Genomic DNA, 23,820 nt, shown 5'->3' with positions numbered 1-23,820 from the left:
CGTCGACACGCCGGGCGCGGATTCCCGGTCCATTATTGTGCAATCCTATACCGTTCCGGCCATGGAAGTCAACGGAGGACAGTCTGCTGCAGGATACGACGGGCCTCCTCCGGACTCCATCCCATGCCTGGGGCGCATTGTTCGGGATGAGGATATATCGCCCGTAATTCCGGGTGGATATGCATGTGCCGAATCATATTGACATTGCGGACGACTCTCCCTATACTCGCGCCCGTTCCATGATCTCCCCCAAACGGAGATCCCGCCCGCTTCCCCCACAGATTCGATAAACCGAGTGCCCGAAAGCAAACGGCATCCTGCCGGAGTTTTCCGCCGACCTGCATCGCCATCAACCCCATCCTAATCCAGTCGATCATTTGCAGACGGTTGTCTGCAGGATATAACGTTAAAAAATACTGGTAGTTAGTAGCGCAACACCCCTGCCCGCCATAACCTGTTATCGACATTCTCCCGGGAGAATGTCCGACCTGGTTTTTGAAAATACCTTGTGATGTTGGATGGTTGCCGTCCTGAGAGAAGCGTGGCGCGTTGCCTGCTCTTCCGGCGTTCTGCCGGTGTGTGCACGGGCAGGAGGTGATTCGCCGGACGAGGGCCGATTCGAGTCGCAGTCCCGCTGCGGCCGGAGCATCGGCGTCTTCATCGTTCCCTGCGGGATCCATGATCTTCGGGAACCGTTCGAACCATAAACCGCAAACATTCCGAGCAGGAGGAAAAGAATGGAAGCATTGGGGATCGTTCTCAGTCTGTTTGGTCTTATGTACATGGCCTATCGGGGGTATTCCGTCATTCTCTTTGCCCCCGTATTCGCCCTGACGGCCGCCGCCCTGCAGGGCCTGCCCGTCATGCCCGGTTATACGGAGCTGTTCATGGCCAAGACCGTCGGCTACATCAAGGCGTTCTTTCCCGTGTTCATGCTGGGCGCCGTCTTCGGGAAAGTCATGGAGGACACCCTGCTGGCGAAGGGGATCTCCGCCTTCGTCATGCAGAAACTGGGCATGAAACGGGCAATGCTGGCCGTCGTTCTGTCCTGTGCCATCCTGACATACGGTGGTGTCAGTCTCTTCGTTGTCGTGTTTGCCGTGTATCCGTTCGCCGCCGCTCTTTACCGGGAGGCCGACATCCCGAAGCGGCTGCTTCCCGGCACGATCGCCCTGGGATCCTTTACGTTCACGATGGATGCCTTTCCCGGGTCGCCCCAGATCCAGAACCTGATCCCGACGAATTTCTACGGCACGACCGGCTATGCGGCTCCCATTGCCGGACTGTTCGGCGGCACGCTGATCCTTATCACCGGAATGGCATGGCTCGAGTGGCGGCGCAGAAAGGCCGCCGCAAAAGGGGAAGGTTACGGAGATCATACGCAGAACGAGCCGTCCGTTTCTTCCGCCGGGGAATTGCCGAAGTGGTACATCGGCATTCTTCCCCTGTTGACCGTTCTGCTTCTCAATTACTTTCTGTCCCGGGTTTTCGAGTGGAACCCCCAGCTGATGGATGCCTTTGCGGACATGAAACTCCCCCTGTTTGCCGGAACGGTGAAGAAGGTCATCGGCATCTGGTCTCTGATCATTGCTCTTGTTGCGGGAATCATCCTGGCCGTTGCTTTGGGTTTCCGGAACCTCCCCAGGGAAGGGGGTCTGCAGAAGGCCCTGAACGCGGGGGCCATCGGGTCTCTCCTGGCGATCCTGAACACGGCTTCCGAGGTCGGTTACGGGAACGTCATCGCCGCACTGCCGGGTTTCAAGGCGATTGCCGGCTCCCTGCTCAGCATCCAGATCGGGGGAACGCCGCTCGTTTCGGAAGCCGTGTCCGTTACGACGCTGGCGGGCATCACAGGTTCGGCCTCGGGCGGCATGTCCATCGCCCTGGACCTGATGTCCAGGGACTGGCTGGCCTGGGCGAATTCGATCGGCATGTCTCCGGAAATTCTTCATCGGGTCGCTTCCATGGCATCGGGGGGATGTGATACATTGCCTCACAACGGGGCCGTCATCACCCTCCTGGCCGTCTGCGGACTGACCCACAGGCAATCGTATCCCGACATCGGGATGATCACCCTCATCAAGACGGTGGCCGTGTTCAGCATTATTCTGCTCTACCATTTAACCGGGCTCTACTGAGTCGGCGGTTCGCCCGCTGCAAACTGTACAGAAGCGCCTTTTCCGGGGACAAAAATGCAACCGTCCCCGGGAAGAATGGACAGGGTCTTCCCCGGGATCGGAAAGACGTCCTGCTCTCTCCGTGCGGAAGCGGGACCGATCCGGTTCCCGGCATCGGGCACGGACGAAACGCGCAATTGCGACGGACCGGGATCTGCTTTGGGGTCCGCCGGGATGGACGGGGCTTCCTGTAGCCGATTCCAGGCACGCAAAAGGAGGAAAAGCATGAACCAGATCGAGAGTGGGCTTGATTCCGATCGTTCGCAGGAGATGGAAAAAAAGATGGATCATCCGATCCTGGACGAAATCCGGGCCCAGATCCGCCGCAAGGGCAAGATCGTATCCGGCGAGCAGGCCGTTGCGATCATCCGGGACGGTGACGTCGTGACAACGGGCGGGTTCGTGAGCGCGGGCGTTCCCGAGGACATCCTCATTTATCTCGAAGAACGTTTCAGGCAAGAGGGCCACCCCCGGGACCTGACGCTCATCTATGCGGCCGGGCAGGGCGACGGCAAGACCCGGGGCCTGAATCATCTGGGATACGAAGGCCTGATCGGCCGCATCATCGGCGGGCACATCGGTCTCGCCCCGCAACTCCAGAAGCTTATCCGGGAGGAAAAGGTCCTCGCCTACAATTATCCCCAGGGGATCATCAGCACCCTGTTCCGCGACCTGGCCGCGAAGAAGCCGGGCCTGCTGTCCCATGTGGGGCTCGGCACCTTCATCGATCCCCGGCTGGACGGCGGAAAGCTGAACGAGAAGACGAAACGGGAAGGGGAGGACCTGGTGAAGCTGATGGAGATCGAGGGACGGGAGATCCTCTTCTACAAGCTGCCCCCGATCCATGTGGCCATTATCCGGGGTACGACCGCCGACACGGACGGGAACATCACCATGGAAAGGGAAGCCCTCACGATCGAGATGCTGGCCCAGGCGATGGCCGCAAAGAACTGCGGTGGTTTTGTCATCGCGCAGGTGGAGCGGATCGCCGACCGGCACACCATGAATCCGAAGAACGTCAAGGTCCCCGGCATCATGGTGGACTGCGTCGTTGTCGCCAGGCCGGAGAATCACAAGCTGACGTTTCTGGAGCAGTACAACCCCGGATTCACGGGCGAGATCCGCGTGCCCATGGCCTCCATTCCGCCCATGGACCTGGGACCGCGCAAGGTGATCGCGAGACGCGCCGCCTTCGAGCTTCGGCCCAACCAGGTGGTGAACCTCGGCATCGGGATGCCCGAGGGGGTCGCCCGCATTGCGAACGAAGAAGGAATGCTGGATCTGCTCACCCTGACGGCGGAGCCGGGCGTGATCGGCGGGATGCCCAACGGCGGTCTCAACTTCGGGACCGGAACGAACATCGACGCCCTCATCGATCAGCCCTATCAGTTCGATTTTTACGACGGAGGCGGCCTGGACATCGCCTTCCTCGGATCCGCGGAGATGGACGAATCGGGCAACGTGAACGTGAGCAAGTTCGGACCGCGTTTCGTCGGACCGGGAGGCTTCATCAACATCAGCCAGAACGCGAAGAAGATCGTCTTTCTCGGCACATTCACAGCGGGAGGTCTTCTGGTGTCCGTGGTCGACGGCAAGCTCCGGATCGACACGGAGGGGCGGGAACAGAAATTCGTCAAACAGGTGGAACAGATCACCTTCAGCGGCAAATACGCCGCCCTGAGGCACCAGCCCGTTTTCTACATCACGGAGCGGTGCGTCTTCAGCCTCACGCAGGAAGGGATGGAACTCCTCGAGATCGCTCCCGGGGTGGATCTGGACAGGGACATTCTTTCCAGGATGGGCTTCCAGCCGGTGATGAAGACGCCCCCAAGGCTCATGGACCCGCGGATCTTCGGCCTGGCACCCATGGGGATCATCCGGGAGCTCCTGGATATCCCGATCGAAGACCGGTTGGTGTACGATGCCCGGGAAAACACGTTTTACGTGAATTTCGAGAATTTCTACGTGAAGTCGCACGAGCAGATCCGCGGTATCCGGGATCATGTCGAGAGCATGCTGAAGCCGCTCGGGAAGAAGGTCTACACGATCGTCAACTACGACAACTTCAACATCCTTCCCGAGCTCGTGGATGAGTACGCGGAGATGGTCAAGTACGTGATGCAGTTCTACGAGAAAGTGACCCGCTACACGACCAGCACGTTTCTCCGGATGAAACTCGGCGACGAGCTGGCAAAGCGGGATGTGGCGCCCCACCTCTATGAATCGAAGGACGAGGCACACCGTCTCCTCAAGGAATAGGCGCCGATTTCTGCCGGATCGGATGATCGGGACGAACGGTCAGCGGGATCCGTGCCAGACGATCCGCGCGTCCACGGCGAGGCAGCCCTCCGGGGAGGCCATCAGGGGGTTGACGTCCAGCTCGGCGATGTCGGGGATTTCAAGGGCCAGGAAAGACAGGCGCTCCAGGACATCCACCAGGGCCTGACGGTCAACTCCCGGGCGGCCCCGGGTTCCCTCAATGAGCGGGGCGCTCTTCAGGGAGCGGAGCATCTCCTCCGCCTCCTCCGCATCGACGGGAGCCATGGCGCGGCTCACGTCGCGGAAAACCTCCGCGTGAATGCCCCCCAGTCCACAGGCGATCACCGGGCCGAACTGGGGATCCCGCTTGATTCCCAGGAGGATCTCCAGGCCGGAGGCCTGCTCCTGGACCTGGACGGCCTCCACGGCTGTGTCCGGGCTGCGGCGCCGGACGTTCTCCAGGAGCTGTTCGTAGGCGTCGGCCAGTTCCCCGGGCCGGGCGATGTCGGTGATGACGCCGTTCCACTCGGTCTTGTGGAGGAAGGCGTTCCCCGCCAGCTTCAGAACCACGGGGAAGCGGAAGCGGGGGGCCAGGGCCTCCAGTTCGGAACGGTCGGCAGCGATGGTTCCCTGTGCCGTGGGAATCCCGAAGGCCTTCAGGATCGCCAGGGCGTCTTCGCCAAGCAGGACTCCCCGCTCCCGCCCTTTCGCGAGGAGCGGTTCGAGGACGGTTCGATCCACAGGGAATGTTCGCCGGCGGGGTTCCCTCCGGTTCTTTGCCTCGTGCCAGCGCCGGCAGAAGGAGAGGGCCCGGACGGACTGCTCGATGGTAGGGAAGCAGCCGACTCCCGGAATGGCCTCGTAGCGGTCCAGAAAGGGCTCCACGTCGATGTAGACCCACATCGCCACGGGTTTCCGGTTGCCCGCGTCCCGGCGGGACCGCTCGCACACCTCCACGAGGTTCATGGACTGGTGAAGCGGGGAGACCGTGGCCGGCAGGATGGCCATGACGCCGTTCACGCCGGGGTCGCGAAGGAATCCCGTCAGGGCCTTGCCGAAGGCACCCGGGTAGTCGCCGCCGATCATGCCGATGGGCCAGATGTCCAGGGGGTTGCCGACGCCGATCCAGTCAGGGATCCCCTGCTTCAACTCCTTCTCCAGACCTTCGGGGGGATCCGCCAGGGTGAGCCCCAGGGGCTCGCAGGCGTCGACGACCATGATTCCCCCCGCCCCGGTGATCGTCAGGACGGCGACGCGGGGGCCTTTCATTTCACCCAGCAAGAGGAGGGCATGGACGGCGTCGGTCAGCTCGGAGCCGTTGTTCACACGGAGAATGCCCGTCCGGCGGAAGGCCGCCTCGAAGACGGCATCTTCCCCCACGAGGGAGCCCGTGTGGGAAAGGGCCGCCCGCGCCCCTGCCCGGGTGCGCCCCGACTTGAAGACCAGGACGGGCTTCCGGCGGGTGACCCTGGCGGCCGTCTCCAGGAACGCCGCACCCCGGGAAACGCCCTCCATGTAGATGAAGATGATCTCTGTCTCGGGATCGTTTTCCAGGTATTCCAGGGCGTCCACGACGTCCACGTCGGCGCCGTTGCCGATGTCGATGGCCTTTCCCCAGTGCCGGTAGCCCATGTTCGGTGCCGCCATCTGGATGAAGCCCGTCTGGGCGATGACGGAGACGGGCGGGTAGACCCGGGGGCGCTCCGTGTCCATGAAGGCCGTGGTGAAGTTTCTGAAGTTGTTCAGGATCCCCATCGTGTTCGGTCCCAGGACGCGGACTCCTGCCTCCCGGGCGGTTCGGACGATCTCCTCCTGCATCGCCTTGCCCTGCGCGTCGGCGTCGGAGAAGCCCTGGGTGATGACGACGACCCGGTCGATGCCGGCTCGGATGCAGTCCCGAAGGGCCGGAAGGACCCGGTCCCGGCCGGTGGAGATGACCGCCAGGTCCGCCGGTTCGGGGAGATCCAGGACGCTTTTATAGGATTTCAGTCCGTAGATTTCTTCGGCGTTGGGGTTGATGGGAAAGAGGCGGCCTTCATAGCCGTAGCGGATCATGGTCTCGGCGTTGTTGTACGAGTCAGGGCCTGAGGCCCGCGGAACGCCGATCAGCGCCACGGAGCGCGGTTCCAGGAATTTCTTCATGCGGGGGTCTCCGAGGGGGGGCGTTTCCAGACGACGTCGGGATCCCGGGCGGCTCTCACCTCGTCGAGGCGGCGGACCGGTGTCGTGAGCGGGGCCGAGCGGACCACATCGGGATTGTCCCGGGCCTCCCGGGCGATGGCGATCATGGCGTCGCAGAAGGCGTCCAGCGTCTCGATGCTTTCCGTCTCGCCGGGCTCGATCATGATCGCCTCGGGGACGATCAGGGGGAAATAGATGGTGGGTGGGTGGAAGCCGTAGTCCAGGAGACGCTTGGCCATGTCCGAGGTGTGAACGTTGCTCTCACGGACCTGCCGGCGCCCGGAGAAGACGCATTCGTGCATGCATGTCCGCGGGTACGGGAGATCGAAATGAGGCTCCAGGCGGGCCTTGACGTAGTTCGCATTCAGTACCGCCGTTTCGGCGACGTGCCGGAGACCTTCCGCTCCCAAGGTCCGAATGTACGTATAGGCCTTCACCATGACGCCCACGTTGCCGTAGAAGGCCCGGACGCGGCCGATCGTATCCGGCGCTTCGGAATCCCACCGGTAGCCCGCATCGGTCATGACGACCCGGGGAACGGGCAGGAAGGGGATCAGTTCCTTTGATACCCCCACGGGACCGCTTCCAGGGCCCCCGCAGCCATGGGGCGTCGAGAAGGTCTTGTGCAGGTTGAGCTGGATCACGTCGAACCCCAGGTCCCCCGGCCGGGCCATGCCCAGGAAGGCGTTGGCGTTGGCGCCGTCCCCGTAGAGAAGCCCCCCCCGTTCGTGGACGATCGAGGCGACGGCGGTGATGTTGCGCTCGAAGAGCCCCAGGGTGTTCGGGTTTGTCAGCATGAGCCCGGCGACCTCCTCCGACATGAGCGACCGGAGATGGTCCAAGTCCACGCCGCCCTCACTGTTGGATCGGACCGTTGTCACGGAGTAGCCGCAGAGGGCCCCCGAGGCGGGATTCGTGCCGTGGGCGGAATCGGGGATCAGAATCCGCGACCGCTTTTCTCCCCGTTTCTCGAAGTACTTCTTGATCATCATGACGCCCGTCAGCTCCCCGTGGGCGCCCGCGGCGGGCTGGAGGGCGAAGTCGGCCATGCCGAAGATTTCGGCGAGGGCCTGTTTCAGTTCGAAGAGGAGTTGAAGGGTTCCCTGGGCGAAGGACTCCGGGGCGTACGGATGGAGGCCGGCGAAACCGGCCATCCGGGCCGTTTCCTCGTTGAGCTTGGGATTGTACTTCATGGTGCAGGAGCCCAGGGGGTAGAATCCCATGTCGACACCGAAATTGCGCCGGGAGAGGGCCGTGTAGTGGCGGATCAGGTCCACTTCCGCAACCTCCGGCAGGTCCACGTCACCCCTCAGCAAATCCGGGCTGATCGCGTTCTCCAGTGGCGGGGCGGGGACATCGCTCGCCGGAACGGCCGTTGCCTGCCTGCCGGGCCGGCTCTTCTCGAAGATCAGTTCCATGACGGATTCCCCGTGTCGTCCTATTTTTTTCGAAGGAGTTCGTACTCTTCCCGGTTCAGGTAACCGTCTCCGTTGCGGTCGGCGTTCCGGAAGGACTCCGGGGTGACGTCCCGGACCCAGATCTTGATTTCCTCGAAGCTGATTTTCCCGTCGTCGTTGACATCGATCTGCCCGAAGGTGACCAGGGCGTCCATCCGAACGATCCGGTCCGCCGGCAGGGAGTAGTGGGTCTGTACGATCTGCCAGCTCTTTGACTTCTTCCGGAGGACGGTCGTCAGGCGGCCGCCGACGCTCTGGGGGGCGCCCCCGATGACGCATGAAATTCGCAGGTCCGCGGCTACCCAGACGACGGATCCCTGTGCTCCGGAGGACAGGACGGACCAGCCGATCGACTTGATCCGGTCGATCCGGGCGAAATCCCGGGCATAGGCCCTGCCCAGCGCTTCCCTTCCGATGAACTGCTCGTCCCGGTTCGTGCCGATGGCCGTGACGTCCGCGTCATGAAGGGCCATGATCCCTTTCAGGTCCTTCTTGATGTAGAGGTCGATGAATTGGTCGAAGGTGATCATGGCTTCCTCGACGGCCCGGGAGGAGGCATTGGCGGCGCCGGCGGCAGGCGGACCGTAAAGGAACGCGGCCGTTACAATCAGAAACGCCGATAGAGAGGTGAAAAGAAGTCCGAATCTCCAAGTGGTCGGTGTCGCTTTCATGAAGCCCTCCTTGCTGAATTTCATCTGCTCGGGGACGGGAGGGTCTCCCTCCCCGGTTCATGCGGAAATGGTCCGGAGCCGCTCCAGGATGGGAAGATCGTCCGGATGCTCCGGAATAACGATGCCGTGGGGGATGGGCCGATCATCCCGGTCCACGTGCACAAACGTCAGGAATCCGTCCACGAGCAGCCTCATGTCGTTCTGCAGGAACACCTGGATATAGGCCAGAAGGCTGGTCCGCCCCGCCCTGACGATGCGGCTCTCGTAGCGGATGATGGAGCCGCTCGGCACGGGTTTCTTGAACACCAGCCCGTGGATGTTGACGCAAAGAATGTTCGCCGGTGAGGTGAGGCCGGCGGCGGCGATGAATCCCGATTCGACAAACCACTCGGCGTTCCGTCCGGCGAAGAGGGTGCCGTGGTGGTTCAGGTCCGCGCCCTTGACGAGGCGGGTGACGATGTGCGTGGGAGGCCTGGAATCGCCCATGCTCATTCTCCCTTTACCCGGCGGATGGCCCCGCCCCCGACAGGATCTCCACGACCCTGTCCACGTCGCTTTTGGACAGCATCTCCGTTGCGCAGAAAAGGAGGCCGTCCCCCAGTTCCGGATAATCGAGTCCCGGCTCGCAGCCGCCGATGATTCCCTCCCTTTCGAGCAGCGCGTTGACACCACGGGGGTCGGGACACCGGAGAACGAATTCGTTGAATACGGGGCCGCTGAAAACGGGCTTCCAGCCCGGCAGGGAGAGGAGGCGGTCCTTGAGATAGAGGGCCTTCCAGACGTTCAACTCCGCCAGCGCCTTCAGGTTCTTACCGAGGCTTGCGAGGTAGACCGAGGCGGCCAGGGCGCAGAGGGCCTCATTGGAGCAGATGTTGGACGTGGCACGCTCCCGACGGATGTGCTGCTCCCGCGTCTGGAGGGTCAGGACGAAGGCCCGCTCCCCGTCCCGGTCCACGGTGGCCCCGGCGAGACGTCCCGGGATCTTGCGCAGAAACTTCTCCGAGGCGGCGAAGATCCCCAGGTAGGGACCGCCATAGGCCAGGGGATTGCCGAAGCTCTGCCCTTCTCCCGCAACGATGTCCGCCCCCGAGGCCCCCGGCGGCTTCAGGATCCCCAGCGACAGGGCCTCGGTGAAACAGGCCACGAGCAGGGCTCCGGCGCTGTGGACCGTCCCCTCCAGGGAGGAGAGGTCTTCGATGATGCCGAAATAATTGGGGGACTGAAGGATGACCGCCGCCGTGCGGCCGTCGATGGCTTCCTGCAGCGCCTTTCCGTCCACCCGGCCGTCGGGACCGAAAGGGATCTCCGTCACGTCGTACCCGTTCGCCCAGGCATAGGTGGAGAGCACCCGGCGGTATTCCGGGTGGACGGAGCGGGCCGCGACAATCCGGTTCCGTCCCAGGGTCTTGGCGGCCAGGACCGCCGCTTCCGCCGTGGCGGAGGCGCCGTCGTACATGGACGCGTTGGCCACCTGCATCCCCGTCAGGCCGGCGATCATGGTCTGGTATTCGTAGATGGCCTGGAGGATGCCCTGGCTGATTTCCGCCTGGTAGGGCGTATAGGCGGTGTAGAATTCGGACCGGCCCGTCACGTGGCCCACGACGGCGGGGATATAGTGCCGGTAGGCCCCCGCCCCCGCGAGGACGATGCGTCCCGGACGGTTCCGGGAGGCCATCTCCTCCAGCAGGGAGAAGGCCTCCTGCTCCGCCAGGGGAGGCGGCAGGCTCAGGGGGGCCTTCCGCAGCAAGGATTCCGGAATGTCCGAAAAGAGGTCCTCCACCGAGGCGACGCCGATGGTCTCCAGCATCCGCCGCCTGTCCCGCTCGGTATGGGGCACGTATTCCATGGCACCTTCCTGAAATGGTTTACCGCTTCCTTCAGCCGGCGGGTGCGTTTCTCACCTATGCCCACGATCTTGCCCGGCCAGTTCCGGCAGGTTTTTTATGAAGACGCCTTTGCCAAGGCTGTTCAAAAGGGGACGAGGGCAACGCGGCAGACGGCGCTTTTTCAACAGCCTAATGGGATTCCTGGAGGATCATCTCACTATACGCTTCCGCGTCCATCAGCCCGTCCAGTTCCGACGGGTTGTCCATTTTGATCCGGGCGATCCAGCCGTCGCCGAAGGCATCCTGATTGATCAGCTCCGGCTGGGTCTCCAGCTCTGCGTTGACGGCGACGACCTCGCCGCTCACCGGGGCGTAGATGTCGGAAACGGACTTCACGGACTCGACCACGGCGAAGGGTTCCGACTGGCGGACGCTCCTTCCTGTCTGCGGAAGCTCCACGAAGACGATGTCCGTCAGCATTTCCTGGGCGTAATCGGTGATTCCCACCGTGACCGTCCCGTCGGGCCCGGCGAGGGCCCATTCGTGTTCCCGGGAGTACCTTCGGTCCGTCGGATTCGGTTTGGCCATGGGTGCTCCTTATATGAAGGTATTGTAGAACTCGTTTTTCTTTTCTTTTCGGTAGAAGGGAAGCGGGACGACCGTCGCCCGGGCCTCGCTCTGCCGGATCCGGATGGTAATGGAGGTGCCCGGCTCGCGGCAGTCGGGTGCTACAAAGGCCAGCCCTACGGGTCTCTGCAGGGTCGGTGCGAAGGTTCCGGAGGTAACCTCGCCGATGACCGCTCCGTCCCGGCATACGGGGTAGCCGTGTCGGGCGATGCCCCGGTCTTCCATCTGAAAGCCCACCAGCTTGCGGCGGATTCCTTCCCGCTTCTGCCGGGCCAGGGCGTCGCGGCCGATGAAGTCCTTCTCGAGGTTCACAAGCCAGCCGTAAACGACTTCGTAAGGGGTAACGTTCTCGCACATCTCGTTCCCGTAGAGCATCATCCCCGCTTCCAGGCGGAGCGTGTCCCGGGCGCCGAGCCCGGCGGGCCGGATTCCCTGGGCCCGGCCGGCCTCGAGGAGCAGGTCCCAGACGAGGCCCGCCTCCCCGGATGCCATATAGACCTCGAAGCCGTCTTCACCGGTATATCCGCTGCGGGAGAGAACCGCCGGGACGGATCCGACCGACGTTTCCAGGAAGGTGTAATACGTCAGGGACTTGAGAAGAACCGGGACCAGGCCCTGGAGAATCCCCTCCGCCCGGGGACCCTGGATGTCGATCTTGCCGACGACGTCCGACCGGTCGATGATGTCCACCTGGCGGAACCCCGCCTGCTCCCGGATGCCGAGGAGCCACCGGTAATCCTTTTCCCTGGTGGAGGCGTTGGTCACCAGCCGATATCGATCGCCGCCGAAGTGGTATACCGTCAGGTCGTCCAGGATTCCGCCCTTTTCGTTCACCAGCAGGCTGAGCCTCATCTGCCCGGTCTCGAGGGCCGCCAGGTCTCGGGTCAGGGCCTTCTGGAGGAACGGCAGGGCCTCGGGCCCCGATACGTCGATTTCCCCCATGTGGCAGGTGTCGAACAGGGTGACCCGCTCCCGGGTGGCGTGGTGCTCCTCGATGACGTTGGAGTACTGGACGGGCATGGCCCAGCCTCCGAAATCGATGATTCGGGCGCCCAGGGCTTCATGGCGGCCAAAGAGAGGAGTCTTGTTCATCGTCTGTTCCGGAAGGGACATCGTTCGGGGGCCGGCGCTGTTTCGGTCGAGCCCGTCATTACAGGAACCGGTAGATGGCCGACAGGATCAGGAGAAGCACGGCGACAAAGATGAAAACATCCACTTTTTTGTAGGCTTTTGCTCCGGCCACCACATAGCCGCAGCCGTCGCAGACGGCGAGTTTTCCTTCGACCGGGGCGCCGCAATGCGGGCAGGCGGGACGCCCGTCGGCCTTGGGGATTTTCCGGGAAACGCTTTTCTGCAGTTCCTCGTGGATGTCGTAACGCCATTCACAGTCTTCGGTGGGGCATCTCCCTTTGGGATCCATGGTATCGGTCCAGATGAAACTCTTCTGACAGAGAGGGCAGGTAATCTTCTGCATGAGACGTCTCCATGAACGGGATAAGGGAGATACTTGCGGGAAACGGGATTCCGTTTGCGCTTCACACGTACACCAATTCCCGGACCATTTCAAGGAGCAAAACGCCGGAAACCAGCAGGGGCGTTTGATGCCGGAATCGATAGCCGGAGCAGGAGCGCCCGGAAGCGGGACTCCCTCCGTCGGCCAACGCGGTCGTTGATTTGTTCGGTGGAATGGGTTATACCTTGCATCCGTTTCACGGGGCAAACCAGGTTGTCCCCAGCCTGCAATCCCTGCCGCTCCTGTGAAACGACAAGTGAAACGCGGAGTTGACCATGATCCGGTTCGAAGCCGTCCACAAGTGGTTCAAGGATCTGCATGTTCTCAATGACATCAATCTTCATGTAAAACAGGGCGAGGTCGTGGTTGTCTGCGGTCCCTCGGGATCGGGGAAATCGACCCTCATCCGCACGATCAACAAGCTGGAGCCCATCCAGAAAGGCAGGCTTGTCGTCGACGGTCAGGACCTGTCGGACCGGAAGACGGACATCAACCGCCTCCGGGCCGAAATCGGCTTTGTCTTTCAGCAGTTCAATCTTTATCCCCACCTGACTGCTATCAAGAACATTACCCTGGCCCCCACCAAGATCCGCCGGCTCCCGAAGAAGCAGGCTGAAGAGGAGGCCATGGCGCTTCTGGAGCGCGTGGGACTGGCGGACCGCCGGGATTCCTACCCCTCCCAGCTCTCAGGGGGGCAGCAGCAGCGGATAGCCATCGCCCGGGGGCTGGCCATGAAACCCAAGATCATGTGTTTCGACGAGCCGACCTCGGCCCTGGACCCGGAAATGATCGGCGAGGTTCTCCAGGTCATGCAGGGGCTCGCCCATACCGGAATGACCCTGATGGTGGTCACCCACGAGATGGGATTTGCCCGGGAAGTGGCGGACCGCGTTATCTTCATGGATTTCGGGGTCGTTCTCGAGGAGGCAACCCCGGAGGAGTTCTTCCGGAATCCCAGGCATGAAAGGGCCCAGCTCTTCCTGAAAGAGATCCTGTCGCCCATGCACTAACCTTAAATAAATGAAGGAGGAAGGAACATGAAAAGGACGGCGGTATGGTTGATGGCGGTGCTTTTCGTCGTGGCCCTCTGCGGCGCGGCTGCAGCCGCGGACACGCTGGCGGACGCGAAGAAGAAGGGCGTCTTCGTCTGCGGCGTGAAGGATTCGACGCCCGGGTTCGGTTACATCGACGAGAAAAGCAGGGATATCGTCGGCTATGACGTCGATTTCTGCCGGGCCATTGCGAAGAAGATGGGAGTCAAGCTGGAGCTGAAGTCCGTAACGTCGGCCTCGCGGATTCCCCAGCTCATCGCCGGCAACATCGACATGATCGCCGCCACGATGACGAAAACGGCCGACCGGGCCAAGCAGATCGACTTCAGCTATACCTACTTCTTTACCGGCCAGAAATTCATCACCCGGAAAGGGGAGGTGAAAAAACTGCAGGATCTGGCGGGCAAGAGAATCGGCACCGCCAAGGGCTCGACCTCGGAGCAGAACGCCAAGAAGGCCCTGCCGACGGCGACCATCCTGTCCTTTGACGATTATCCCCAGGCGTTCCTGGCCCTCCAGCAGGGAAAGGTCGCGGCGGTGACCACCGACGAGTCGATCCTGGCCAACATCCTGGCCAAGGCCCCGGACAAGACCAAATACGAGATCCCCGACATCCAGATCTCCGATGAGCCTTACGGCCTCGGAATGCGGAAGGGTGACAAGAACCTGGTCGACTTTGTGAACAAGACGATCGTGGAGATGGAGAAAAAGGGCGAGGCGAAAAAGATCTTCGACAAGTGGTTCGGACCCAAGGGGATGGCCTTCCACATGGCTCGCACCTTCAAGATCACGACAAAGAAAGAGCCCTGGGAGCAGTAAAAAGCGGTGTTCAGCTATCAGTTCGACTGGTCGGTCGTCACCTCGGGCCAGTATTTCGAATGGCTCGTATCGGGGTTCAAGATCACACTTGAGCTCTCCGTCTGGTCGATTGTCTTTTCATTCCTGCTGGGCCTGATCATTGCCATCATGAGGATGAGCAATGTCAGGCCCATTCTCTGGTTTTCCCACGCGTACCTGGAATTCTTCCGCAACACGCCGCTTCTGGTCCAGATCTTTTTCTGGTATTTCGGGTCGTACCAGATCCTTCCGACGGCCGTGAACGACTGGCTCAACAGCGTGAATTTCGAGTTCGCCGCGGCGGTCATCGCGCTCACGATCTACACCTCGGCCTTCATCGCCGAGGATATCCGCTCCGGCGTCCGCTCCATCCCGAAGGAGCAGATGGAGGCCGCCCGGAGTTCCGGGTTCTCGTATCTTCGCTCCATGCGCTACATCATCCTGCCCCAGGCTGTCCGGCTGACGATCCCGCCTCTGATCAACCAGTTTCTGAATGTGACGAAGAACTCGTCCCTGGCCATGACGATCGGTGTGGCGGAGATCACCTACCAGGCAAGGCAGGTAGAGAGCTATACCTTCAAAGGCTTCGAAGCGTTCACGGCGGCAACCCTGGTCTACCTTGTTCTGTCGCTGGTCATCGCCGGACTGATGACGATTTACAACCGGAAGGTTCTCAGTCCCATGATGGGAGGGAAGTGACCATGGACGGGGGCTTCGACTTCACGGTCATCTGGAACAACATCGCCCACTTCATGATCGGACGCTACCCCAAGGGGCCCATGGGTGGCGTGCTCCTGACGCTCTACCTGGCGGTTGTGTCCCTCATCCTGTCCTTTTTCGGGGGATTGATCCTGGGGCTCCTGTGTGTGGTCCGGAATCCCCTGATCCGCTACCCTACCGTGGCGGTGGTCAATCTGGTCCGGGGAATTCCGCTTCTCCTGGTGATCTTCTGGATGTACTTCCTCCTGCCCTTCGTGATGGGGAGGACCATGCCGGAAGCCTGGACGGTCATTGCCGCTCTGTCGCTGTTCACCTCCGCCTACATGTCGCAGATCGTCCAGGCGGGGATCGAGGGGATTCCGAAGGGGCAGACGGAGGCGGCCCTCTCGACGGGCCTTCGTCCCTGGCAGGCCATGGTGTTCATCATTCTGCCCCAGGCCCTCCGGAACATGATCCCGTCGTTCGTCAACCAGTTCGTCTCCATGATCAAGGACACGTCGCTGGCGTTCATCGTGGGTGTCTCCGAACTGACCCATGTGGCCACGCAGGTCAACAACCGGACCATGATCTATCCGGCGGAGATCTTCTTATTCATCTCCGTCGTCTATTTCATCATCTGCTTTGCTTTCACGACCCTGTCGCGGTGGTTGGAGACGAGGCTGGCCTGGCGGAAAGCCATCTGACGGGCCGTTGAAAAACACCCGTCTGCTGCGTTTCCCTCATCGAAAGCGGGGCGTGCTTCACCCCGATTCCCGGGAGATGCGTTCCTGCCGCTTCATGAGGCATTTTTGAATTTCCTTGGCAGGGGCGGTGCCTCGTAAGTGTCCGTTACGACCTCTATGTAGGCCCCGCTGCCGCATTTCTCCGCCTTTCCGACGGCGTCATCGAACTCACCGCACGTGGTCGCCCGGGCGGCAAACCAGCCTTCGCATCCCAGTGCCTCGGGCAGCTTGTGGTAACGCCATTGCGCCAGGTCGTTGTAGTATATGCCGGGATCCTTGCAGAGGAGGCGCTCGATCAGGTATCCGTTGTTGTTGATTACGAACAGGATCGGCTTCAGTCCGTAGCGGTGGAACATGCAGATCTCCTGGGCCGTGAGCTGGTGGGAGCCTTCACCGGTGACAAGGATGGTTCTCCGGCTCGGGTCGGCCAGGGCCGCGCCGAAGGCGGCCGGCGTGGCCCAGCCGATGGAGCCCCACAGAGACTGATTATGAAACGTCGAGCCCGCGGGCATCCGGGCGAAAGCGAACCCCATGGACGCGGTGCCCGTCTCGACCATCACGATGTCTTCCGGTTTCAACATCCGTTCCAGTCGCGGGTACAGGTAGGACGAGGTGATTTTGTCGGCCGGGCTGCCTTCCGGCTCACCGAGTCCCTGGAGCCGCGGGGCTTTCACGTCCGTGCGCCGGGGGAGCCTTCCCGCCAGCGCCGTCAGCACATCGCGGATTTCCACGTTTTTGTAGACGGCATACCCCACCCGTACATGGTGAAGCGCGATGTTGATGCTTTTTGCCGGGTCGATTCTGGCAGTGAAGCCACCGGAACTCAGGTCCGTCATGAGCGCACCGATTTCGATGACGCAGTCACACCCCTCGACGAATTCGCGAACCTCCTCGTTCATGAGACGTCCGTCATAGATTCCCATATAGCCCGGATGGGTCTCGTCCAGTACGGACTTGTCCATGATCATGGCGGCATATGGGAGTCCCGAAGCGGTCACCAGATCGGTTACGGTTTTTTTCAGCCCGCAGCGGGAAACGATGATGCCCGGCAGGAAACAGGAGGATCCGGCACGGCACACGGTATCGACGATGGCGTCCACTGCCTTTTCGAGAGCCGAGGGGTCGCTCTCACGGGTCTCGACGGCAGGAACCGATCCCATCACCGGCATCTCCGCATAATCGGCGGGGAAGGCCATGTAGACCGGTCGTCGGTGATAGAAAGCCGCCGCAATCAGCCGCTCCGTTTCCCGGATGCAGTTGTCCGGGGTCAGGATCGCACGTCCGCAGACCACGGGCTCGGTCATATGATAAAAAAAATCGAATTGGCCGTTGCCGAACGTGTGATGAACCAGACTCCTGGCTTTCCTGGTTCCGCTCGATGGCATGCCCACCAGGTGAAAGACCGGAAGGTGCTCTGCATAGGAGCCGGCAATCCCGTTGATGGCGCTGAGCTCGCCCACCCCGTAGGTGGTGCTCAGTGCGCCGGCGCCCCGGATGCGGGCGTATCCGTCCGCCGCGTAGGCAGCGTTCAGTTCATTGCAGTTGCCGATCCAGCGAAGGCTGCCGTCCGTGCAGATCGCGTCGTTGACCGGAAAGGAAAAGTCTCCCGGCACCCCGAAAATGTCGTTGATGCCGATGGCCGAAAGACGCGAAAGTACATATTGAATCACGGTCTTGTTCATGTCCCTATCCCTCCTTGCCGAATGGAGAACCCTGTCAGATGTTACCTCCTGGAAAACCGGAGACTTCGTATTGCGAACCGCCCCGGCCCTGTCCCGCAACAAAGGAAAACCAGGCATACCCCGGATAGTGAAGGAATTCCGGGAAAACGTCCCTCCGTCCGTCGTCCGTCAAGCTGAGCGTCCTTCGGAGGATGAACACCCCGGGGCATCATGCAATTCCCCGCCGGCCGGCCGATCCGGTCGACTGATGGCAGGCTGGCGTGCGAATGGGGCACCTCGGGCAGACTTTGTTCCCGAACCGGCACGGACCGGGCTACATCCAAATGCCAGTGCCGTCCAAGTCTCGGATGCTCCCGGGGATCAATGAGGCAGGGTGTTCGGTGATCGCGGGCACGAATCTTGAGATCAAACCTGTAATATGAACCTTTTGGCAGGATTCATACCATTCCTATGTCATCTTTGTCGAGAGAATAGCGAGGGATTCGGACGTTACTGCCTGGTTCCGTATTCGTTTGTGTCGCACTGGAGGGCGACAAATGAAATCCGTCCGCCTCTTCTAAAAACGTCCGCCGAGAACCTCCGCGAAGAATCGTTCCTTCTTCTTTGGATACCAGAGGCTTCCCTCATAATCGACGATAAGCCTGCCGTCCAGGTGATCCATCTCGTGCTGCGCGATGCGGGCCAGGAAGTCCAGGTAGCGGCGGTTGAGCTTCTTCCCTTGCCGGTCGAGAGCCCGGACCTTGATTTCCGGGAAGCGGTCGATCTCCACCTGGATGTCGGGGCAGGAAAGGCAGCCCTCCGCCCCCTTCACCGGTTCGCCCCGGGACTGGGTGATCCGCGGGTTGACCAGGACGTCGTAGTCGCCCTCTTTCCTCGACCAGTTTTTCTCCTCGAAGTCCTTGTTGCGAAACACGATGATCCGCTCGCTGATGCCGATCTGCGGGGCCGCGAGGCCCAGGGCGTCATTCCGCTCCAGGAAGGTTTTCACCAGGGTCTCGATATTCCGGAGTGTCTCCGGCGTGAACGGAGACGCAGCCTCCCGGCAGGGAGTCCTCAGGACGGCGGCGTCGCCGACGTTTCGGCCGGTTTCGGTCCACAAGGTCAGAACTCTTCTTTCCAACATGCCGATTCGTATGTTCCTTTCCGGTTTATGAGTTTTCCGTCCCTATAGCACCGGGGGGCGCCCGTTGCAAGGGAGCGGGCGAAACCCCTTGATTATTTGCGGAGCCTCTGTTAGCCTCTGCCCCTCACCAACGGAAGAACCCATGTTGACCTCACTGATTCACCGGATCATCAGCAGGCAGGCCAAGGCGGAATTTGCCGGGGCCATGAATTTTGAAGGCGGCCCTCCTCCGGAGCTTCCGGACTGTACCGATTCGGAGTCGCGGCTTCTCTACCTCCACATTCCGTTCTGTGAGCGGCTGTGCCCTTACTGTTCCTTCAACCGGTTCGTCTTCCAGGAAAAAGTCTGCCGCCGCTATTTCAAGGCCCTGAGGAAAGAGATGGGCCTCTACCGGTCCCGGGGATACGATTTCCAGGGTATCTATGTCGGAGGCGGAACACCGACGGTTCTGCCCGAGGAACTGGCGGAGACCCTCCTTCTGGCGCGAGAAACGTTCGGAATTAAAGAGATATCTGTGGAGACGAACCCGAATCACCTGACGGACGGGAATGTGGAGATCCTGCGGCGGGCCGGCGTGAATCGCCTGTCAGTGGGTATCCAGAGCTTCGACGACGGGCTCCTCCGCCAGATGGAGCGCCGCGACAAGTATGGCAACGGGGAGGAGATTCTCGGCCGTCTCCGGGCGTACCAGGGGGCGTTCGACACCCTCAACGCCGACATGATATTCAACTTTCCCACCCAGACGCCAAAGATGCTTGATCGGGACCTGGATATTCTTCTGGAGAGCGGAGTGGATCAGGTGACCTATTATCCCCTGATGGTGTCCGATTCGACCCGTCAGATGGTCACCCGGACGCTCGGCTATGTGGACATGAAACAGGAGGGCCTGTTTTACCGTCAGATTCTCGAACGGATCCGTCCAACCTACCGGATGTCCTCGGCCTGGTGTTTCTCCCGCAAACCCGCCCTCATCGACGAGTACATCGTGGATTATGACGAGTATGCCGGCCTGGGCAGCGGATCCATCGGCTATCTCCACGGCACCTGTTACGCAAACACCTTCGACGTGGCCGAGTACGTCGCCCGGGTCGGGCGGGGCGAGGTACCGCTGATGGCCTCCCGGACGTTCAGCCTGCAGGAGAGAATCCGCTATGATTTCCTGATGAAGCTGTTCGGCATGGAGCTCAGCGAATCCAGCCTGCGGAAAAAATACAGCGCCGTATACCCGTATCTCTGGAAAGATATTGCCGCCTTTGCGGCGGCGGGGGGCCTTCGCTACCGGGACGGCACGTTTTTCCTGACGGAGCGGGGCTGCTATTACTGGGTTATCCTGATGCGGGAGTTTTTCACCTCGGTGAACAATTTCCGCGATTTCTGCCGCGACGCCATCGTTTCCCCCCTGGTATGGTGAGGCCAGTGTCCCGAATCAGTCGTTCCCGTCGGCGGATCTGGCGGGAATCGCATTCCCGCTCCGGCAGGGGAATCCGCCCGCATCGGGACGGAGCGGGACGGCTCCGGTGCACGTGTGAAATCCCGGCTACGGGCGGCGAAGGTGTGATCGTGAGAATCGGATCCCGGGAGGGAGGGGCATGAACATGGAGGACGAAAAAAAATCCCGGCTGCGAAAACTGCCGAAAATCGATGAGATGATGCTTCTCCTGGAAAAGCGTGAATTCCTCCGGCAGATGCCCAGGGAATTTGTCCGGGAGGCCTGCCGCTCGGCCGTCGACGACCTGCGCCGCCGGATCCTGGCGATGGAGACAGGAAATGATTTCCCCGTTCCGGATCTGCAGGCCGTGGCGGATGCCGTGGAAAAGAGGATGGCCGATTTGCGTTCCCCCCGGCTCAAGCGGGTTGTCAATGCGACCGGTGTGATTCTTCACACGAACCTGGGGCGGGCCCCCTTGAGCCGGGAGGCGGTCCGCCGGGTGGCGGAGGTAGCCGGCGGATACTCGAACCTGGAATTTGATCTGGAGAAAGGGGAGCGGGGACTCCGGTACGACCACATCCGGGATCTGCTCCTCCTCCTGACCGGGGCGGAGGAGGCGCTGGTGGTGAACAACAACGCCGCTGCCGTTCTCCTGGTTCTCAACACCCTGGCGGAAGGCCGGGAAGCCGTCGTCTCCCGCGGAGAGCTGGTCGAGATCGGCGGTGAGTTCCGTATCCCCGAGGTCATGGAGAAGAGCGGTGTCCGTCTCCGGGAGGTCGGCACAACCAACCGGACCCGCCTGGGAGACTACGAACGGGCCGTCACGGAGCAGACGGGGCTTATTCTCAAGGTGCACACGAGCAACTTCCGCATTGTCGGATTCATGGAAGAGGCGACCGTTTCCGAACTCGTCGCGCTGGGGGGCAGGACGGGCATCCCGGTCATGTACGACCTGGGCAGCGGTTGTCTGATGGACCTGGGGCCCTTCGGGCTGGAGCGGGAGCCCACGGTCCGGGAGGTCGTCGCCTCCGGGGCGGATGTGGTGACCTTCAGCGGGGACAAGCTCCTGGGCGGGCCGCAGGCGGGGATTATCCTGGGCCGGCGGGAGAGCCTGGAAAAAATCCGCAGGAACCCCCTCAACCGGGCCCTGCGAATCGACAAGCTTACCCTGGCGGCCCTCGAGGCGACCCTGGTCGCCTATCTTGAGCCGGGCCGTGCCCTTCAGGAAATCCGGGTCCTGAAGGCCCTGTCGGAGCCTCTGGAGGGTGTGCGAAAACGCGCCCGGAGGCTGATGGCCCTTGTACGACGGTCGGGGATCGAAGGAGTCGGCCTGTCCCTGAAACCGGGCACCGCAATGGCCGGCGGCGGCTCCCTTCCCGCCCGGGACATCCCGACCTGGCTGGTCGCTGTGAAGATGGACGGCCTTTCGTCCGCCGCCCTGGGAGAACGACTCCGGCGGCTTCCGCTGCCGGTCGTCGTCCGGATCGTCAACGAGGAAGTTCTCTTCGACGCACGGACCCTGGACGAGGCCGATCTCCACGCGGTTCGGGACGCCCTGCTGGCGGTGTCGGCATCGTGATTGCAGATTCGAAGACGGAGCGATATACGGTTACCGACGGCGATGAGGGAGTGCGCCTGGATGTTTACCTGACCGGCCGTGACGCAGGCCTTTCAAGATCGCAGATCCGGAAGGCCGTCGAGGAGGGCCGGGTTCTCGTCGCTGGCCGGCAGGTCAAGGCGGGCCACCGGCTCCGCACCGGAGAAACCGTGGAACTGGTGATTCCGGAACCGGCGCCGTCGGATGTTCTGCCGGAGGCGATTCCCCTGTCCATTGTTTTCGAGGATGAACACCTGCTGGTGGTGGACAAGCCGGCGGGAATGGTGGTCCACCCCGCGGCGGGCCATTCCAGCGGGACCCTCGTGCACGCCCTTCTCCACCACTGCCGGGATCTCTCCGGAATCGGCGGAGTGCTTCGGCCGGGGATCGTCCACCGCCTGGACCGGGATACGTCGGGGCTGCTCCTGGTCGCCAAGACGGACGAGGCTCATCGAGGCCTCACTACGCAGTTCCGGGACCGCCGGATCGATAAGACCTATCTCGCCCTGGTGCTGGGAACGCCACCGACGGAGAACGGGGAGATCCTCCTGCCCGTGGGTCGGCATCCGGTGGACCGGAAGAGAATGTCCACGCGGAGTTCCCGGGGCCGGGAGGCGGTCACCCGCTGGAGCGTTCGGGAGCGCTTCGGCGCCGCAACGTTGCTGGAGGTTGACCTTTTGACGGGCCGGACCCATCAGATCCGGGTTCATCTGAGTTCCCAGGGCTACCCTGTGGCGGGGGACCCCGTTTACGGGAAATCCGGCTGGTTGAGGTCCGTGGCGGATACGGAAACACGCTCGATCCTTCGGAGTCTGAAGCGCCAGGCCCTGCACGCGGCGCGGATCGCTTTCCGGCACCCCGTTCACGGGACCTTGCTTTCCTTTCAGTCACCCCTGCCGGAGGATCTGGCGGTTCTGTGCGATGCCCTCCGGGGGAGGCGGATGCATGTTTGAGCTTGTGCGGAGGGGGGCCGTCTCGTACCTGGAGTGTACGCCCCTGAGGGAGCTGGGTTTCGTGACCCATGCCTTCTGCACGCGCCGGGAGGGCACGAGCACGGGGGTCTTCGAGAGCCTCAATTTCAGTACCCTGGAAGGGGATCCGGAGGAATGCGTCCGGGCGAACTGGGACCGGACGGCGGAGGCTTTCGGCCTGTCCCGCCGCCAGTTTTTCAACGTCCACCAGGTGCATGGGAACGACGTCCTGGCCATCGATGACCCGGCGTTTATGACCTTTACCTGCCAGCCCCTGAAGTACGACGCGATCGTAACGGACCGGCCGGGGCTCGCGCTCTGCATCCGGACGGCGGACTGCGTTCCCATTTTCCTGGCGGATTCCAGGAAAGGAGTGGTCGCGGCGGTCCACGCCGGCTGGAGAGGCACATCCCTGGGCGTCGCCGGCCGGGCTGTCGACTGCCTCCGGGAGCGTTTCTCTTCGGATCCGCGGGATCTCCTGGCGGCGGTGGGTCCTTCCATCGGGCCGTGCTGCTATGAAGTGGATGAACCCGTCCACCGGGCCATGGAGGCCCTGGGACCCGGCCAGACATCCTTTCTGGACCCGGCGGGGTCGGGGAAGTGGAAGTTCGACCTAGCGGCGGCAAACCGTTTTCAGCTGCTGGAGCGGGGGCTTTCTCCGGAGCGGATCCATCTTTCCGGCGTCTGTACGTCCTGTGAAGCGGAGCGCTGGTTTTCCCATCGCCGGGATGCGGGGCGGACAGGCAGGCATCTGAATTTCATTTTTATGGACCGGACACCGCATATCCTGTAAAAGGTTAAAAAAGTCTTGACACCTCGGGGAGCATCGGATAGGGGGAGTTGGGAATTCTGAAAGGTAACTTCTAAGCCTCCCTTTTCAAGTGTTTCCAGCGTTCCATTTGGCAAACCGGTTCTAATCCAGATTCGTATTTCTGTCACATGGCCAATTCCACTTGAAGACAGTGGGAATCATGAT

20 protein-coding genes are annotated in these 23,820 nt (G+C 61.9%); 10 read left to right on the top strand and 10 right to left on the bottom strand.

The features are described 5' to 3' along the window. Positions 1 to 737: 737 nt before the first annotated feature. Positions 738 to 2,138: a GntP family permease gene (locus HPY65_16635; GenBank protein NPU86105.1), complete on the top strand. Its 1,401-nt coding sequence runs from the start codon at positions 738 to 740 to the stop codon at positions 2,136 to 2,138. A 309-nt stretch (positions 2,139 to 2,447) separates the two neighbouring features. Then, positions 2,448 to 4,436 carry an acyl CoA:acetate/3-ketoacid CoA transferase gene (locus HPY65_16630; GenBank protein NPU86104.1) on the top strand — a complete coding sequence of 663 codons (1,989 nt, stop codon included), beginning with the start codon at positions 2,448 to 2,450 and terminating at the stop codon, positions 4,434 to 4,436. A 39-nt stretch (positions 4,437 to 4,475) separates the two neighbouring features. Here HPY65_16630 and HPY65_16625 read toward each other — a convergent pair whose 3' ends face one another. From HPY65_16625 to HPY65_16590, 8 genes are all read right to left on the bottom strand, one after another. Further along, the gene (locus HPY65_16625) at positions 4,476 to 6,578 is read right to left on the bottom strand and encodes an acetate--CoA ligase family protein (GenBank protein NPU86103.1); all 2,103 of its coding nucleotides are present in this window, start codon (positions 6,576 to 6,578) and stop codon (positions 4,476 to 4,478) included. After that, entirely contained in the window at positions 6,575 to 8,035 is a 1,461-nt protein-coding gene (gcvPB, locus tag HPY65_16620) for an aminomethyl-transferring glycine dehydrogenase subunit GcvPB (GenBank protein ID NPU86102.1), read from the bottom strand. Before gcvPB ends, HPY65_16625 begins: the two co-directional genes overlap by 4 nt. Before the next feature lie 20 nt (positions 8,036 to 8,055). Beyond that, positions 8,056 to 8,745 carry a SnoaL-like domain-containing protein gene (locus HPY65_16615; GenBank protein ID NPU86101.1) on the bottom strand — a complete coding sequence of 230 codons (690 nt, stop codon included), beginning with the start codon at positions 8,743 to 8,745 and terminating at the stop codon, positions 8,056 to 8,058. Between the two features lie 57 nt (positions 8,746 to 8,802). Continuing rightward, a complete protein-coding gene (locus HPY65_16610; GenBank protein NPU86100.1) occupies positions 8,803 to 9,231 on the bottom strand; it encodes an acyl-CoA thioesterase in 429 nt (142 codons plus the stop codon). A 13-nt stretch (positions 9,232 to 9,244) separates the two neighbouring features. Next, positions 9,245 to 10,591 (bottom strand): aminomethyl-transferring glycine dehydrogenase subunit GcvPA, encoded by a 1,347-nt coding sequence (gene gcvPA / locus HPY65_16605; protein NPU86099.1) that lies wholly within the window; start codon positions 10,589 to 10,591, stop codon positions 9,245 to 9,247. 169 nt (positions 10,592 to 10,760) lie between these two features. Then, positions 10,761 to 11,159 carry a glycine cleavage system protein GcvH gene (gene gcvH / locus HPY65_16600; protein NPU86098.1) on the bottom strand — a complete coding sequence of 133 codons (399 nt, stop codon included), beginning with the start codon at positions 11,157 to 11,159 and terminating at the stop codon, positions 10,761 to 10,763. Positions 11,160 to 11,168: 9 nt separating this feature from the next. Continuing rightward, positions 11,169 to 12,290: a glycine cleavage system aminomethyltransferase GcvT gene (gene gcvT, locus HPY65_16595; protein NPU86097.1), complete on the bottom strand. Its 1,122-nt coding sequence runs from the start codon at positions 12,288 to 12,290 to the stop codon at positions 11,169 to 11,171. 58 nt (positions 12,291 to 12,348) lie between these two features. After that, positions 12,349 to 12,672 (bottom strand): hypothetical protein, encoded by a 324-nt coding sequence (locus tag HPY65_16590; GenBank protein ID NPU86096.1) that lies wholly within the window; start codon positions 12,670 to 12,672, stop codon positions 12,349 to 12,351. Between the two features lie 314 nt (positions 12,673 to 12,986). Between HPY65_16590 and HPY65_16585 the strand changes: the two genes are divergently transcribed. Genes HPY65_16585 through HPY65_16570 form a run of 4 tightly spaced genes read left to right on the top strand, consistent with a single transcriptional unit; the run spans position 12,987 to position 16,003 of the window. Beyond that, a complete protein-coding gene (locus tag HPY65_16585; GenBank protein ID NPU86095.1) occupies positions 12,987 to 13,721 on the top strand; it encodes an amino acid ABC transporter ATP-binding protein in 735 nt (244 codons plus the stop codon). A 27-nt stretch (positions 13,722 to 13,748) separates the two neighbouring features. After that, entirely contained in the window at positions 13,749 to 14,582 is an 834-nt protein-coding gene (locus tag HPY65_16580; GenBank protein ID NPU86094.1) for an ABC transporter substrate-binding protein, read from the top strand. 6 nt (positions 14,583 to 14,588) lie between these two features. Continuing rightward, positions 14,589 to 15,299: an amino acid ABC transporter permease gene (locus tag HPY65_16575; GenBank protein ID NPU86093.1), complete on the top strand. Its 711-nt coding sequence runs from the start codon at positions 14,589 to 14,591 to the stop codon at positions 15,297 to 15,299. A gap of 2 nt (positions 15,300 to 15,301) precedes the next feature. Then, positions 15,302 to 16,003: an amino acid ABC transporter permease gene (locus HPY65_16570; protein ID NPU86092.1), complete on the top strand. Its 702-nt coding sequence runs from the start codon at positions 15,302 to 15,304 to the stop codon at positions 16,001 to 16,003. Between the two features lie 92 nt (positions 16,004 to 16,095). On the opposite strand, the gene HPY65_16565 is transcribed toward HPY65_16570, so the two are convergent. Next, positions 16,096 to 17,724, bottom strand: coding sequence for an alpha-keto acid decarboxylase family protein (locus HPY65_16565; protein NPU86091.1), 1,629 nt, complete (start codon positions 17,722 to 17,724; stop codon positions 16,096 to 16,098). 556 nt (positions 17,725 to 18,280) lie between these two features. Continuing rightward, positions 18,281 to 18,847, bottom strand: coding sequence for a peptide deformylase (gene def, locus HPY65_16560; GenBank protein ID NPU86090.1), 567 nt, complete (start codon positions 18,845 to 18,847; stop codon positions 18,281 to 18,283). Positions 18,848 to 18,989: 142 nt separating this feature from the next. On the opposite strand from def, the gene HPY65_16555 reads away from it, so the two are divergent. The 4 genes from HPY65_16555 (at position 18,990) to pgeF (ending at position 23,637) form a co-directional block, all read left to right on the top strand. After that, complete coding sequence (locus HPY65_16555; protein ID NPU86089.1) at positions 18,990 to 20,258, top strand: coproporphyrinogen III oxidase family protein; 1,269 nt, start codon at positions 18,990 to 18,992, stop codon at positions 20,256 to 20,258. A gap of 184 nt (positions 20,259 to 20,442) precedes the next feature. Beyond that, positions 20,443 to 21,855, top strand: a complete 1,413-nt coding sequence (locus tag HPY65_16550) for an L-seryl-tRNA(Sec) selenium transferase (protein ID NPU86088.1) — start codon at positions 20,443 to 20,445, stop codon at positions 21,853 to 21,855. Continuing rightward, positions 21,849 to 22,826, top strand: a complete 978-nt coding sequence (locus HPY65_16545) for an RluA family pseudouridine synthase (protein ID NPU86087.1) — start codon at positions 21,849 to 21,851, stop codon at positions 22,824 to 22,826. The genes HPY65_16550 and HPY65_16545 overlap by 7 nt, the downstream gene beginning before the upstream one ends. Then, positions 22,819 to 23,637 carry a peptidoglycan editing factor PgeF gene (pgeF, locus tag HPY65_16540; GenBank protein NPU86086.1) on the top strand — a complete coding sequence of 273 codons (819 nt, stop codon included), beginning with the start codon at positions 22,819 to 22,821 and terminating at the stop codon, positions 23,635 to 23,637. The genes HPY65_16545 and pgeF overlap by 8 nt, the downstream gene beginning before the upstream one ends. Positions 23,638 to 23,820 lie beyond the last annotated feature (183 nt).

It is taken from the genome of Syntrophaceae bacterium (genome assembly GCA_013177825.1).
In the GTDB taxonomy this organism is placed as follows: domain Bacteria; phylum Desulfobacterota; class Syntrophia; order Syntrophales; family PHBD01; genus PHBD01.
Note: the sequence above shows the minus strand (reverse complement) of the source record. Positions and strands in the feature narration are given on the sequence as shown.

What these genes read in the sequence shown, in the direction of transcription:
- HPY65_16635 (NPU86105.1), top strand. Translation starts at nt 738, where the DNA reads ATGGAAGCATTGGGGATCGTTCTCAGTCTGTTTGGTCTTATGTACATG.
- HPY65_16630 (NPU86104.1), top strand. Translation starts at nt 2,448, where the DNA reads ATGGAAAAAAAGATGGATCATCCGATCCTGGACGAAATCCGGGCCCAG.
- HPY65_16625 (NPU86103.1), bottom strand. Translation starts at nt 6,578, where the DNA reads ATGAAGAAATTCCTGGAACCGCGCTCCGTGGCGCTGATCGGCGTTCCG.
- gcvPB (NPU86102.1), bottom strand. Translation starts at nt 8,035, where the DNA reads ATGGAACTGATCTTCGAGAAGAGCCGGCCCGGCAGGCAGGCAACGGCC.
- HPY65_16615 (NPU86101.1), bottom strand. Translation starts at nt 8,745, where the DNA reads ATGAAAGCGACACCGACCACTTGGAGATTCGGACTTCTTTTCACCTCT.
- HPY65_16610 (NPU86100.1), bottom strand. Translation starts at nt 9,231, where the DNA reads ATGGGCGATTCCAGGCCTCCCACGCACATCGTCACCCGCCTCGTCAAG.
- gcvPA (NPU86099.1), bottom strand. Translation starts at nt 10,591, where the DNA reads ATGGAATACGTGCCCCATACCGAGCGGGACAGGCGGCGGATGCTGGAG.
- gcvH (NPU86098.1), bottom strand. Translation starts at nt 11,159, where the DNA reads ATGGCCAAACCGAATCCGACGGACCGAAGGTACTCCCGGGAACACGAA.
- gcvT (NPU86097.1), bottom strand. Translation starts at nt 12,290, where the DNA reads ATGAACAAGACTCCTCTCTTTGGCCGCCATGAAGCCCTGGGCGCCCGA.
- HPY65_16590 (NPU86096.1), bottom strand. Translation starts at nt 12,672, where the DNA reads ATGCAGAAGATTACCTGCCCTCTCTGTCAGAAGAGTTTCATCTGGACC.
- HPY65_16585 (NPU86095.1), top strand. Translation starts at nt 12,987, where the DNA reads ATGATCCGGTTCGAAGCCGTCCACAAGTGGTTCAAGGATCTGCATGTT.
- HPY65_16580 (NPU86094.1), top strand. Translation starts at nt 13,749, where the DNA reads ATGAAAAGGACGGCGGTATGGTTGATGGCGGTGCTTTTCGTCGTGGCC.
- HPY65_16570 (NPU86092.1), top strand. Translation starts at nt 15,302, where the DNA reads ATGGACGGGGGCTTCGACTTCACGGTCATCTGGAACAACATCGCCCAC.
- HPY65_16565 (NPU86091.1), bottom strand. Translation starts at nt 17,724, where the DNA reads ATGAACAAGACCGTGATTCAATATGTACTTTCGCGTCTTTCGGCCATC.
- def (NPU86090.1), bottom strand. Translation starts at nt 18,847, where the DNA reads ATGTTGGAAAGAAGAGTTCTGACCTTGTGGACCGAAACCGGCCGAAAC.
- HPY65_16555 (NPU86089.1), top strand. Translation starts at nt 18,990, where the DNA reads ATGTTGACCTCACTGATTCACCGGATCATCAGCAGGCAGGCCAAGGCG.
- HPY65_16550 (NPU86088.1), top strand. Translation starts at nt 20,443, where the DNA reads ATGGAGGACGAAAAAAAATCCCGGCTGCGAAAACTGCCGAAAATCGAT.
- pgeF (NPU86086.1), top strand. Translation starts at nt 22,819, where the DNA reads ATGTTTGAGCTTGTGCGGAGGGGGGCCGTCTCGTACCTGGAGTGTACG.